The organism is Streptomyces sp. NPDC001717, from assembly GCF_042892775.1.
GTDB lineage: Bacteria > Actinomycetota > Actinomycetes > Streptomycetales > Streptomycetaceae > Streptomyces.
The window spans coordinates 119,723-131,989 of sequence record NZ_JBIAUK010000006.1 but is presented as its reverse complement, the minus strand read 5'-3'; the positions used below and the strand labels follow the sequence as shown (position 1 = coordinate 131,989).

Annotated in this window: 9 protein-coding genes; 3 read left to right on the top strand and 6 right to left on the bottom strand. The window is 71.7% G+C overall.

Annotated features, from left to right (window positions below; all coding sequences use genetic code 11):
* Window positions 1-185: 185 nt before the first annotated feature.
* The 5 genes from ACFYZL_RS13555 to ACFYZL_RS13535 all read right to left on the bottom strand — a co-directional run bounded on the left by ACFYZL_RS13555 (window position 186) and on the right by ACFYZL_RS13535 (window position 8,208).
* Entirely contained in the window at window positions 186-2,117 is a 1,932-nt protein-coding gene (locus ACFYZL_RS13555) for a hypothetical protein (RefSeq protein WP_388678792.1), read from the bottom strand.
* Window positions 2,118-2,318: 201 nt separating this feature from the next.
* Complete coding sequence (locus ACFYZL_RS13550) at window positions 2,319-3,479, bottom strand: acyl-CoA dehydrogenase family protein (protein ID WP_388678789.1); 1,161 nt, start codon at window positions 3,477-3,479, stop codon at window positions 2,319-2,321.
* A gap of 7 nt (window positions 3,480-3,486) precedes the next feature.
* Window positions 3,487-4,404: a hydroxymethylglutaryl-CoA lyase gene (locus ACFYZL_RS13545; protein WP_388679063.1), complete on the bottom strand. Its 918-nt coding sequence runs from the start codon at window positions 4,402-4,404 to the stop codon at window positions 3,487-3,489.
* 11 nt (window positions 4,405-4,415) lie between these two features.
* Window positions 4,416-6,548 (bottom strand): acetyl-CoA carboxylase biotin carboxylase subunit, encoded by a 2,133-nt coding sequence (locus ACFYZL_RS13540; protein WP_388678786.1) that lies wholly within the window; start codon window positions 6,546-6,548, stop codon window positions 4,416-4,418.
* Between the two features lie 43 nt (window positions 6,549-6,591).
* Window positions 6,592-8,208 (bottom strand): carboxyl transferase domain-containing protein, encoded by a 1,617-nt coding sequence (locus tag ACFYZL_RS13535; RefSeq protein ID WP_388678783.1) that lies wholly within the window; start codon window positions 8,206-8,208, stop codon window positions 6,592-6,594.
* Between the two features lie 108 nt (window positions 8,209-8,316).
* Here ACFYZL_RS13535 and ACFYZL_RS13530 point away from each other — a divergent pair, with 108 nt between their 5' ends.
* The 3 genes from ACFYZL_RS13530 (at window position 8,317) to ACFYZL_RS13520 (ending at window position 10,809) form a co-directional block, all read left to right on the top strand.
* Window positions 8,317-8,895 (top strand): TetR/AcrR family transcriptional regulator, encoded by a 579-nt coding sequence (locus tag ACFYZL_RS13530; protein WP_384596349.1) that lies wholly within the window; start codon window positions 8,317-8,319, stop codon window positions 8,893-8,895.
* Between the two features lie 65 nt (window positions 8,896-8,960).
* A complete protein-coding gene (locus ACFYZL_RS13525; RefSeq protein WP_384749864.1) occupies window positions 8,961-9,767 on the top strand; it encodes a phosphatase in 807 nt (268 codons plus the stop codon).
* Between the two features lie 226 nt (window positions 9,768-9,993).
* On the top strand, window positions 9,994-10,809 hold the full coding sequence (locus ACFYZL_RS13520; protein WP_384755072.1) for a DUF4253 domain-containing protein: 816 nt from the start codon (window positions 9,994-9,996) through the stop codon (window positions 10,807-10,809).
* Window positions 10,810-10,827: 18 nt separating this feature from the next.
* On the opposite strand, the gene ACFYZL_RS13515 is transcribed toward ACFYZL_RS13520, so the two are convergent.
* Complete coding sequence (locus ACFYZL_RS13515; RefSeq protein ID WP_384755069.1) at window positions 10,828-12,237, bottom strand: alpha/beta hydrolase family protein; 1,410 nt, start codon at window positions 12,235-12,237, stop codon at window positions 10,828-10,830.
* Window positions 12,238-12,267 lie beyond the last annotated feature (30 nt).

Sequence of the window (12,267 nt, the reverse complement as noted above, 5' to 3'; positions counted from 1 at the left end):
GTGCCGGTGGCCACTGGGCCGTTCGGAGGGAAGGTTAGCCTAACCTTGGCTCAAATTGGTAAGGCGGACCTAACTTTCCTCGCGATGTGTGCGGCGGCACACGCGGAAAGGGCCTCCCGTCACGGACGGGAGGCCCTCTCTGTCAGTCGCGCCGGAGTGGATCCGGCTTCATCGGGGTCGTCGGATCAGAGCCCGTTGTCGACGGTGATGGTGGAGTTCTCGGTGCCGCAGGGGCTGGTCGCGCTCTGGTGGTTCGCGTCGCCCGAGTACGTCGCCAGCCACTTGTACTGACCCTGGTTGGCGGCGTTGATGTAGAAGGTGGTGTTGTTGGTCGCGGCGGTGCCGTTCGACAGGGTGCCGGTCCAGGTGCCCACCTTGTTGGTGCTGCAGTTGTTGTTGTTCGGGCCGTACAGGTCGAACGTGACGGTGCCGGTGGGCTGACCGCCGAACTGGGCCGAGACCGTGGCGGTGTCCTGCGGGAGGAACCGCTGCCGGGTGAGCAGGTTCGCCGGGGCCTTGCCCACGGTCAGCGGCTCGTCGGTGCAGGCGCTCACCGCCGGCATGTTGTTGGCGTCACCGCTGTAGCTCGCCTGCCAGTAGAACGTGCCGATCTGGTTGAACTGCGCGGCCGCCGAGTTCGGGACGACCCCGTTGGCGACCGTCACCGGGCTGCCGACCTGGACCCTGTTCTGCGTGCAGGCCGAGTCCGTGTAGTAGGCGTACGTGACCGTGCCGCCCGCGGTGGCGGTCTGGCCGCTGAGGGAGGCCGAGTCGTGCACGAAGTCGCCGATCGTGGCCGTGCTGACCGGGTTGCCCTGGGCGTTGAGGAGCTGGGTGTTGATCGACGGCGCGGTCCTCGCGACCACGGTCGTCTCGTCGGAGTCCCGGCAGGAGGTGGCGGCCGGCTGGTTGTTCGCGTCGCCGGTGTACGAGGCGGTCCAGTAGTAGGTGCCCGCGGCCGTCGTGGTGAACCCCGGGGTGGTGGTGTACTGGCCGGGGCCGCTCACCGCGATGGGGCCGAAGCTCTGGACCAGCGTCGTGCAGGTCGAGTTGCTGTAGAGGTTGAAGGTGATGCTGCCGCCCGCGTTGGCGGAGGCGCCGCCCAGCGTCGCGGTGTCGTTGATGGTGTCACCGACCGTCGCCGTGGGCGTGGCGGAGGTGATCAGCGACGTGCAGTTGGTGATCTGCACCGGCTCGGGCGAGACGAAGTCCTTCAGCTCGGCGTTGAAGGAGTCCGAGGAGCGGCTCTTCACGTAGGCGGAGCCGAAGGTCGTGCAGGAGCTGCCCGACGGGAAGAGGGCGCTGTACGAGATCGCCGCCTCGCCGAACGTGAACGGGGCGAGGGCGGTCGTGCTGAGTCCGCCGGTCTGGTTGGCGGGGATCGAGGTGGTGTTGACCGAACCCACCGCCAGCGGGTTCGCCGTACCGCTGATGACCGTCGGCGCACCCCAGGCCGAGCCGTTCCAGGTGCGGATGGAGATCGTCGGGACGGTGCCGCCGTTGGAGAGGTCGTACGTGATCAGCTTGTCGCCGACGGTGCGGACCGGGGTCTCCGGCGGCACGTTGGACCCGTTGTTGGCGCAGTTCGTCGGGACCTTCGTCAGGTCGCAGAACTTCTGGTTGAGCTCGAAGTCCATGTTCGTGGTGCCCGACGGGTTGTTGACCCGCTGCCAGAACAGCTCCAGGAACTTCGGCGTCGTGGTCTGCTCCGTGTACACGCCGAAGTTCTTCAGGTCGCTCTTGTTCGGCGGGATCGAACCGAACACGATGGTCGGGTTCGGGTCGTCCTCCTTCGAGCCCTGACCGAAGGCGTCGTCGGTGCTTCCGCTGGGCCGGTCGGCCTTCACCAGGACCCCGGGGCGGAACGGGCTGTTGCTGCCGGCGGTGAGCCAGTCGATGCAGGAGGCGCCGCCGTTGACGACCAGGTTCGCGTTGAGGTCGATCTCGAAACGGCTGTTGTCGAGGGCGGTCGCCGTCGAGCAGAGCTGGACCGCCGCCAGTGCCTGGGCGTTGAGCGCCGCCGGCACCGTGAACGAGGCGGCGAGTGTCGCAGTGACGAGCGCTGCCCTGAGCCGACGCCCTCTCCGGGGCGGGGGCAGCTGCACGGAACTGATCACGCGGGTTCTCCTCATGTGTCGTGAGGCCGGAGCGCGCCTTCTTCACGCCGGGAGCGGGCGGCGCGCAGCCAGGAAGCTAGCACCGGCATATTCCGCATACACGGCAACACTCGCCAATTTCTCGATCGCAGCATTAGTCCCGCAATATGCATGAAAGCGGCCCGCGCGGGAGCGCGGGCCGCTTTCGGAAAGGGGACGGGATCAGCCGGCGAAGCCCAGCTCGCGGGCGATCAGCATGCGCTGGACCTCGCTCGTGCCCTCGCCGATCTCCAGGATCTTCGAGTCCCGCCACATGCGCGCCACGGGGTACTCGTTCATGAATCCGTAGCCGCCGTGGATCTGCGTCGCCTCACGGGCGTTGTCGACGGCCACCGTCGAGGAGTACAGCTTCGCGATCGCCGCCTCCTTCTTGAACGGCTCCCCGGCCACCAGTCGCGAGGCCGCGTCACGCCAGCCGATGCGGGCCATGTGGGCGCGCATCTCCATGTCGGCCAGCTTGAACTGGATCGCCTGGTTGTCGCCGATGGCCTTGCCGAAGGCGTGCCGCTCCTTGGCGTACTTCACCGACTCGTCCACACAGCCCTGCGCGAGCCCGGTGGCGAGCGCCGAGATGGCGATCCGGCCCTCGTCGAGGATCCGCAGGAACTGGGCGTAGCCGCGGCCCTCCTCGCCGACCAGGTTCGCGAGGGGGACCCGTACGTCGTCGAAGGACAGCTCGCGGGTGTCCGAGGAGTTCCAGCCGACCTTGGAGTAGGGGGCGGCCACCGTGAAGCCCGGGGTGCCGGACGGGACGATGATCGAGGAGATCTCCGGGCGGCCGTCCGCCTTGCGGCCCGTCACGGCGGTGACCGTGACCAGACCGGTGATGTCCGTCCCCGAGTTGGTGATGAAGCACTTCGAGCCGTTGATGACCCACTCGTCGCCGTCGCGGACGGCGGTGGTGCGGGTGCCGCCCGCATCCGAGCCCGCGCCGGGCTCGGTCAGGCCGAAGGCGCCCAGGATCTCGCCGGAGCACATCCTCGGCAGCCACTGCTGCTTCTGCTCCTCGGAGCCGAAGAGGTAGAGGGGCATGGCGCCGAGGGAGACACCGGCCTCCAGGGTGATGGCGACCGAGGAGTCGACCCGGGCCAGCTCCTCCAGGGCGATGCCGAGGGCGAGGTAGTCCCCGCCCATGCCGCCGTACTCCTCCGGGAAGGGCAGGCCGAACAGGCCCATGCGGCCCATCTCGGCGACGATCTCGTACGGGAACTCGTGCCGCTCGTACAGGTCGCCGATCTTCGGCGCGACCACGTCGTGCGCGAACGTCTCGACGGTACGGCGGAGTTCCTCGTGCTCGGGGGTGAGCCGGTGGTCGAGGGACATGTTCTCGTTACTCCTTGTGGGAGAGGGCGCGGACGGTACGGGAGGGGCTCGGGCGCCCCAGTTGTTCGGCCATCCACACGCTCGTGGCGGTGAGGGCGGCCAGATCGACCCCGGTCTCGATGCCGAGGCCGTCGAGCATCCACACCAGGTCCTCGGTCGCGAGGTTGCCGGTGGCGCTCTTCGCGTACGGGCACCCGCCGAGGCCGCCCGCGGAGGCGTCGACGGTCGTCACGCCGTGCTGGAGCGCGGCGAGGGTGTTGGACAGGGCCTGGCCGTAGGTGTCGTGGAAGTGCACGCCGATGCGGTCGGTCGTGACGCCGGCCTCATTGAGGGCGCCGAGCAGCTCCCGGACATGGCCGGGGGTGGCGACGCCGATGGTGTCGCCGAGGCTCAGCTCGTCACAGCCGAGGTCGAGCAGGGCCTTCGCGACGGAGACCACCTGGTGGACCGGGACCGGGCCCTCCCAGGGATCGCCGAAGCACATGGACAGATAGCCCCGGACGTGGGCCTTCCCCTCCTTCGCCCGGGCCACGACCGGCTCGAACATGGCGAGGGACTCGGCCACGGTCCGGTTCAGGTTCCGGGAGGCGAAGGTCTCGGTGGCCGAACCGAAGACCGCGATGCGGGAGGCACCGAGCGCGAGGGCACGGTCCAGGCCGCGCTCGTTGGGCACGAGGACGGGGAGGTCGGCCCGTACGTCGCCGAGGAGCGGGAAGAGCTGCTCGGCGTCGGCCAGCTGGGGCACCCACTTGGGGTGCACGAAGCTGGTGGCCTCGATGGTGGTCAGCCCGGCGGCGGCCAGGCGGTGGACGAACTCCGCCTTCACCTCGGTGGGCACGGCCGTCTTCTCGTTCTGGAGCCCGTCCCGGGCCCCGACCTCGTGGATCCGGACCCGGGCCGGGAGGCCGGGGGCCGGGACGTTCATGGGCAGCCGGTTCACGCGCCCTCCTCCTCGTCCGCGTCCGGGGTGACGACGGCCAGGACCTGGTCCATGGCGACGGTGGTGCCGGCCGAGACGTCCAGCTCGGTGACGGTGCCGGCGTGCGGGGCGGAGATGACGTGCTCCATCTTCATCGCCTCGACGACCAGCAGGCTCTGACCGGCCGTCACCTTGTCCCCGACGGCCACCTTGACGACGGTGACGGTGCCGGGCATGGGGGCGGCCAGGGTGTCGGCGCCGCTCCTGGTCCCGCCGCGCAGGTTCGCCTCGACGGGGTCGTACGTCTGCACGTGCCAGCTGTCGGCGTCGCGGCCGAGCCAGGTCCCCTCCGGGGAGGTGGCGTGGCTGAAGGTGTGCGTGACGCCGTCGAGCTCGACGGTGACGCGGTCGGCGGTGCGGCTGACGATCCGGCTGCGGGCCGGTGCGCCGGGGCTCTGCCCCCGACCCCGCGCCTCAAACGCCGGCGAGGCCGAGTTGGGCGCGGCGTCGCCGTCGACTGCGGCCATCAGGATTTCCTGCTCAGCGCCCAGCTGACGAGTGCGGACGGTGACCGGGTCCTGGCCGGGTAGGCGGAAGTGGTGGACCGTCCAGGCCGGCGTGCCACCGAGGCGCCAGCCGTTGGCGGAGTCGAACGGGTCGACCCACCCATTGAGCCCGTCCGGCGTTTGAGGACCGGGGTCCGGGGCGGAGCCCCGGTTACGGGAAGGGGCGGGGTGGGGGAAAGAAGCCTTCAACAGCGCAGCTGCCGCGTACACCTCGGCAGGGGTGCCTTCGGGCAGCAGAGTCGGGAGATCGCGCTCGACCAGGCCCGTGTCCAGGTCCCCGGACACCACATCGGGGTGCGCCAGCAGCCGCCGCAGGAAGCCCGCGTTGGTCTGGACGCCCAGGATCACCGTGTCCGCCAGAGCCCCCCGCAGCAAGCGCAGCGCACTGGCGCGGTCCGGCCCGTGGACGATGACCTTCGACAGCATCGGGTCGTACGTCGACCCCACCGGCACGCCCGCCGTCAGCCCGGAGTCGGTGCGCACGGCCCCGCCCGACGGCTCCGACAGGGCCAGCACCGTGCCGCCGGACGGCAGGAACCCGCGCGCCGGGTCCTCCGCGCAGACGCGGGCCTCGATCGCGTGGCCGGTCAGCCGGATCTCGTCCTGGGTGACGGGCAGGGTCTCGCCGGAGGCGACCCGCAGCTGCTGCTCCACCAGGTCCAGGCCCGTGATCAGCTCGGTCACGGGGTGCTCGACCTGGAGGCGGGTGTTCATCTCCATGAAGTAGTACGAGGACGGGTCGCCGCCGGGCACGATGAACTCCACCGTGCCCGCGCCGACGTACCCGCACGAGCGGGCCGCGTCGACCGCCGCCGCGCCCATCGCCGCGCGGGTCTTCTCGTCGAGCAGCACCGAGGGGGCCTCCTCGATGACCTTCTGGTGCCGGCGCTGGAGCGAGCACTCGCGCTCGCCCAGGTGCACCACGTTGCCGTGGGCGTCCGCCAGCACCTGGATCTCGATGTGCCGGGGCCGGTCGATCCACCGCTCCACCAGCAGCGTGTCGTCGCCGAAGGAGGACTTGGCCTCGCGGCGGGCCGCCGCGATCTCCTCCGCCAGCACCGCCTCGTCGCGGACGAGCCGCATGCCCTTGCCGCCGCCGCCCGCCGAGGGCTTCAGGAGGACCGGCATGCCGATCTCCGAGGCGGCCGCGGCCAGTTCGGCGTCGGTCAGGCCGCTGCCCGAGGAGCCGGGGACCACGGGCACGCCCGCCGCCTTCACCGTCTCCTTGGCGCGGATCTTGTCGCCCATCAGGGAGATCGCGGAGGCCGGCGGCCCGATGAAGGCCAGCCCGGCCTCGGTGCAGGCGGCCGCGAAGGCCGCGTTCTCGGCGAGGAAGCCGTAACCCGGGTGCACGGCCTCGGCGCCCGTCCGCTTCGCCGCGTCCAGGAGCTTGTCCACCGACAGATAGCTCTCGGCGGCGGCCGCCGGGCCGATGCGGACGGCCGTGTCGGCCTCCCGTACGTGCCGTGCGTCCGCGTCCGCGTCGCTGAAGACGGCCACGGAGCGGATGCCGAGCTCCCGCAGGGTGCGGATGACCCGGACCGCGATCTCGCCGCGGTTCGCGACCAGAACAGTGCTGAACATCGAAGAGGTCCTCACGTCACTCACGTCACTCACGTCACTCACGTCACATACGGAAGATGCCGAAGCCCGAGTCGCCCAGCGGGGCGTTCGCGCACGCGGTCAGGGCCAGTCCCAGCACCTGCCGGGTCTCCATGGGGTCGATGACCCCGTCGTCCCACAGCCGCGCCGTGGCGTAGTAGGCGTTGCCCTGCTCCTCGTACTGCGCGCGGACCGGGGCCTTGAAGGCCTCCTCGTCCTCGGCGGGCCACTCCTGGCCCGCGCCCTCGATCTGGTCGCGCTTGACCGTGGCCAGGACGGAGGCGGCCTGCTCGCCGCCCATCACGGAGATCTTGGCGTTGGGCCACATCCACAGGAAGCGCGGCGAGTACGCCCGACCGCACATCGAGTAGTTGCCCGCACCGTACGAGCCGCCGACGACGACCGTCAGCTTCGGCACCCGGGCGCAGGCCACGGCCGTCACCATCTTGGCGCCGTGCTTGGCGATGCCGCCCGCCTCGTAGTCGCGGCCGACCATGAAGCCCGAGATGTTCTGGAGGAAGAGGAGCGGGATGCCGCGCTGGTCGCACAGCTCGATGAAGTGGGCGCCCTTCTGCGCGGATTCGGAGAAGAGGATGCCGTTGTTCGCGATGATCCCGACGGGGTGGCCGTGGATCCGGGCGAAGCCGGTGACCAGCGTCTGCCCGTACTCCGCCTTGAACTCCTGGAAGCGGGAGCCGTCCACGATCCGCGCGATGATCTCGCGGGCGTCGTAGGGGGTGCGCGAGTCGACGGGGACCGCGCCGTACAGCCCGTACGGGTCCACCTTCGGCTCTTCCGGCGCCTCGACCGACCAGGGCAGGGCCCCGCGGTCGGGCAGGGTCGCCACGATGTTCCGTACGATCCGCAGCGCGTGCGCGTCGTCCTCCGCGAGGTGGTCGGTCACGCCCGAGATCCGGGAGTGGACCTCGCCGCCGCCCAGCTCCTCGGCCGTGACCACCTCGCCGGTGGCGGCCTTCACCAGCGGCGGGCCGCCGAGGAAGATCGTGCCCTGGCCCCGGACGATGACGGCCTCGTCGCTCATCGCCGGTACGTACGCCCCGCCGGCCGTGCAGGAGCCGAGGACGGCCGCGATCTGCGGGATGCCGGCGCCCGACATGCGGGCCTGGTTGTAGAAGATGCGGCCGAAGTGCTCCCGGTCGGGGAAGACCTCGTCCTGCATGGGCAGGAAGGCGCCGCCCGAGTCGACCAGGTAGAGGCAGGGGAGACGGTTCTCCAGTGCCACCTCCTGCGCGCGCAGGTGCTTCTTGACGGTCATCGGGTAGTACGTGCCGCCCTTGACGGTGGCGTCGTTCGCGACGATCACGCACTCGCGGCCGCTGACCCGGCCGATGCCCGCGATGACCCCGGCCGCGGGGGCCGCGCCCCCGTACATGCCCTCGGCGGCCAGCGGGGCCAGCTCCAGGAAGGGGGATCCGGGGTCGAGGAGGGTGTCCACGCGGTCGCGCGGGAGGAGTTTCCCGCGGGCGGTGTGGCGGGCGCGGGCCTTCTCACCGCCACCGAGGCGGGCCGCTTCCAGCCGGGCGCGCAGGCCCTCGGCGAGTTCGCGGTGGGCGGCCTCGTTGGTCCGCCAGGCCTCGGACGCCGGGTCCGCGGCGGTCGTCAGCACTGGTGCCTGCTGCATCGGTCGAGCTCCCTTGCTCGGTCCACACTGTGCACACTGTTAATGGTCGTTAACGTGTATGCGCCTTAGGTTAACGAGCGCTAACCGCCCTGTCTAGAATGGATTCCCATGAGCACCAGAGCGGCCGCACCGACCCGACGCGAGCAGATCCTCAGTGAGGCCGCCCGCCTCTTCGCCGCGCGCGGGTTCCACGGCGTCGGCGTGGACGAGATAGGGGCCGCGGTGGGCATCAGCGGCCCCGGCCTGTACCGGCACTTCGCGGGCAAGGACGCCATGCTCGCCGAACTGCTCGTCGGGATCAGCGAACGGCTGCTGACCGGCGGGCGCCGGCGTGCCGAGGAGACCGCCGGGGACCCGGCGGCCCTGCTGGCCTCCCTCATCGACGGGCACATCGACTTCGCCCTCGACGACCGGGCGCTGATCACCCTCCACGACCGCGAGCTCGAAAAGCTGCGGGAGGCCGACCGCAAGCTCGTGCGGCAGCTGCAGCGCCAGTACGTCGAGCTGTGGGTGGACGTCGTACGCAGGCTGCACCCCGAGGTCGGCGAGGCCGAGGTACGGGTCTCCGTGCACGCGGTGTTCGGCCTGCTGAACTCGACCCCGCACCTGGCGGCCCTCGGGCGGGAGGCGACGGAGGCCCTGCTGCGCCGGCTCGCGCACGGGGCGTTCGGGGCGCTGTCGGCGTGAGCGGGCTCGGCCGGCTGTTCCGAAGATCGGGACGGACCCGGCGCCCGCGCCCGGGCGGCGGCAGAATGGCCCGTATGCCGAAGCCGATAGAGACGCCGAGCCGCGCCGAACTCATCGACCATCTGGTCCGCACGCGGATCGCGGGACAGGTCGCGACCCCGCGCGAGAACAACCTGAGCCACTACCGCAAGCTCGCCAACGGCGACCGGCACTACTGGCTCGGCCTGGAGCTGGGCGACCGCTGGACGGACGAGCAGGACGTGCTCGCGGTGATGGCCGAGCGCGTCGGCGTGGTCGACGACCCCTCGCACCGGGCCGGCCAGGACACCATCGACCCCGAACTGACCGTGGCCGGCCTGGACCGGATGGCGGCCCGGCTGCGCAAGGCGGCGCTGGACCGCCAGAGCGTGCTGTTCGCCACCGGGCACCCGGGCGGGCTGCTGGACGTCCACCGCGCGACGGCCGCGGCGCTGCGGGGCGCCGGCTGCGAGATCGTGGTCATCCCGGCGGGCCTGACCGCCGACGAGGGCTCGGTGTGGCAGTTCGCGGACGTCGCGGTGCTGGAGCGGGGTGCGACCCTGTGGCACACGCACTCGCCGGAGCCGATGGCCGCGATCCTGGACGGGCTGGCGGCCTCGGGCCGCCCGCAGCCGGACCTGGTCGTCGCCGACCACGGCTGGGCGGGCTGCGCGGCGCAGCGCGGCCTGGACGCGGTGGGCTACGCGGACTGCAACGACCCGGCGCTGTTCCTCGGCGAGGCGGAGGGCACCCTCCAGGTGGCGGTCCCCCTGGACGACCACGTCCGCGACCCGCGCTTCTACGACCCGATGGTGGCGTACCTGCTCGCGGCGGCGGGCCTGCTGGACTCATAGCCCCTGCGGGCCGCCTTCCCGGGGCTCCGCCCCGGACCCCGCGCCTCAAACGCCGGCGGGGCTGAAATGCCCGCCAGGCGCTCGGCGCATCAATGCGCTGCGCGCACTTGCCGGCCGAGGTCGGCCGAATCCAGCCTCGCCGGCGTTTGAGGCGCGGGGGTTCGGGGGCAGAGCCCCCGCAGCGGCGCCGCACCCGTTGTCACAGGGCACCGCTACGGTCGCGGCCATGAGCGATGACCCGAACCCGTTGTGCGCACCGGGCTCGACCCCCGTCGGCCTGCCCCGGGGCAGCCTCGTCAGTCGCCCCGTCCGCCGCCGGCTGCGCAGGGCCCGGATGGAGCCGTTGCTGTGGCTCTCCGACGAGCCGGTCGACGCGCCCGCCTCCGCGTACCCCGCGCCCGCGGGGTTCCAGGCCGTACTCCTCCACGACCAGCCCGGGACGCCGGACTGGTGGGAGACCGAGGCCCTGGAGCCGGCACGGGCGTCCGACCCCGACGACCACCACGTGGAGCCGGTGCTGCGGGAGTTCTGGAGCGCGGTGATCCCGGAACCGGAGGAGGGCGAGGAGGCGGAGAACGAGGAGCTGATCGCCCCCTTCGGGCCGGCCTGGCCGGGCCTCGCCGCGGCGGGGTCCCCCGTCCGGGACCCGGAGACGGCGGCCGCGGCACTCGCCGCCGAATGCATACGGGAAGGCTGGTTCGGCCGCCCCCGTCTGGCCCTGGTCCCGGCCCGCCGCGGCGCCGACGTGCCCGCCGCACTCGGTTGGTGCGGCCCCCTCAACCACGAGAACGACACGGCCCGGATCAGCGCGGTGCTGCGCTCCTGGGAGGACCGGTTCGGCGCCCGCGTCCTCGCCCTCGGCTTCGACCGCCTCGACCTGTACGTGGCGGCCCCGCCCCGCACCCTCGTCGAGGCCCTGCCGGTGGCCGCGGAGCACTTCGCGTTCTGCCCCGACAACGTCCGGCAGGGCTCGGGCACGGTCAGGGCCTACGCCGAGGAGGCGCTGATCGGCACGGACCACTGGTCGTTCTGGTGGGACTGACCGGGCCGTGGCGCCCGGTCAGCGGCCGCCCGCCATGGTCTTCTGGAGCCAGTCGAAGACGACCTCGCAGTGCAGCTGCGGTGCCATGGGGGAGCAGTGCAGCTGAGCGCCTTGCTGCGCGGTCAGCTTGACGTAGTCCTTCGGGGACGTGAGGGCCTCGTACATCAGGCGGGGCTGCCCCGGGTAGAACTGCTCGCCCTCGTAGTCCAGCACCAGGGTCGGAGCCTTGATGCGGCCGACGACGTCGGTGATCGACAGGGCCTTGATGCGGGTGGCGGGGGTGTAGAAGTCGGTGAACAGCTTGCCCCGGCGGGCTTCGAGCATGGCCGGAACGGAGAAGGGCTCGAAGCGCTTCTTCATCACGTCGACCGCGTCCGGGGGCAGTTCGGGAACGACCTCCTTGTTCCAGATGTCGTTGGTCTGCTGCTTGTCGGGGGTGAGGATCTTCCGGATCTCCGGCGGGAAGCCCAGCCACGGCTCCACGCAGCCGGGCATGGCCACGAGGGCCGCGATCCGGTGCTCGAACGCCGCCGCCCTCGGCGCGAGGTCTCCCGCCATGCTCAGACCGGTCAGGGCGATCCGGCCGGGATCCACGTCGGCGCGCGCCGTCAGCCAGTCGACCAGGGGAGTGACGACCTTCTCCCAGGTGGGGGTGAACACCACCTGGTCGACGAAGAGCAGCTGCCCCTGGCCGGGCCCGTCGTAGACGAGCGCGTTCCAGCCGCGCTCGAGCGCGGCCGGGACCCCGTAGGTCCACATGTCCACGTTCTGGCCGTCGCTGCCGTTGGTCAGGATCACGGTGGGGCGGGGCGCGGCGGACGTGTCCGGCCGGAAGAACCACACGGGCAGCGGCGTCGTCCCGTAGGGGACCTCGGCCTTCACCGGCGCGGGTTCGCACAGGTCGCAGAAGGCGTCCCAGGCTCCGCGGCCCGCCTTGTACAGCTTCTCCTCGGCACCCGGGTCGTCGGAACCGAGGACGAAGAACAGCGCCTGGCCGTAGTACTGGGCGGCGCGCAGCGCCCGGAACCGTTTGGTCTGCCCGTCGGCCGGGGCGCCGGGCGGGGGCTTCACGAGCTGGTCGCCGAGCTTGCGGAAGGTCTCCACGTACGTCTGCGCGCTCAGCCCGGCCCCGTTGATCCCGTTCACGGCCGTGAGGACCTCGCCGACCTCGGCGGCGCCCGCCCCCGAGGCGCCGAGCGCGAGGAGCCCGTTGAAGTTGTACCCCGGGTCCTCGAACAGCGTCATCACGCCCGGGGTGATGCCGGCCGCGGACGCGCTGGGGGTGGCGGGGCCGCTCGTGGCGGCCGCCGGAGACCCGTTCGCCCCACTGCGGGTGCAGCCCGTCGCGACCGCGACCGCGCCCGCTCCGGAGAGGAGGAGGGCGCGACGGGTGGGGCCGGAGTGCCGGTCGCCGGTCATGTGCGTCATGTCATCGGAACGTAGACGCGGCCGGGCGGG

Excerpts from the sequence above, each read along its gene's own strand:
- ACFYZL_RS13535 (WP_388678783.1), bottom strand. The coding sequence starts at position 8,208 with ATGCAGCAGGCACCAGTGCTGACGACCGCCGCGGACCCGGCGTCCGAG.
- ACFYZL_RS13525 (WP_384749864.1), top strand. The coding sequence starts at position 8,961 with ATGGCCCGTATGCCGAAGCCGATAGAGACGCCGAGCCGCGCCGAACTC.
- ACFYZL_RS13550 (WP_388678789.1), bottom strand. The coding sequence starts at position 3,479 with ATGTCCCTCGACCACCGGCTCACCCCCGAGCACGAGGAACTCCGCCGT.
- ACFYZL_RS13520 (WP_384755072.1), top strand. The coding sequence starts at position 9,994 with ATGAGCGATGACCCGAACCCGTTGTGCGCACCGGGCTCGACCCCCGTC.
- ACFYZL_RS13540 (WP_388678786.1), bottom strand. The coding sequence starts at position 6,548 with ATGTTCAGCACTGTTCTGGTCGCGAACCGCGGCGAGATCGCGGTCCGG.
- ACFYZL_RS13545 (WP_388679063.1), bottom strand. The coding sequence starts at position 4,404 with ATGAACGTCCCGGCCCCCGGCCTCCCGGCCCGGGTCCGGATCCACGAG.
- ACFYZL_RS13530 (WP_384596349.1), top strand. The coding sequence starts at position 8,317 with ATGAGCACCAGAGCGGCCGCACCGACCCGACGCGAGCAGATCCTCAGT.
- ACFYZL_RS13515 (WP_384755069.1), bottom strand. The coding sequence starts at position 12,237 with ATGACGCACATGACCGGCGACCGGCACTCCGGCCCCACCCGTCGCGCC.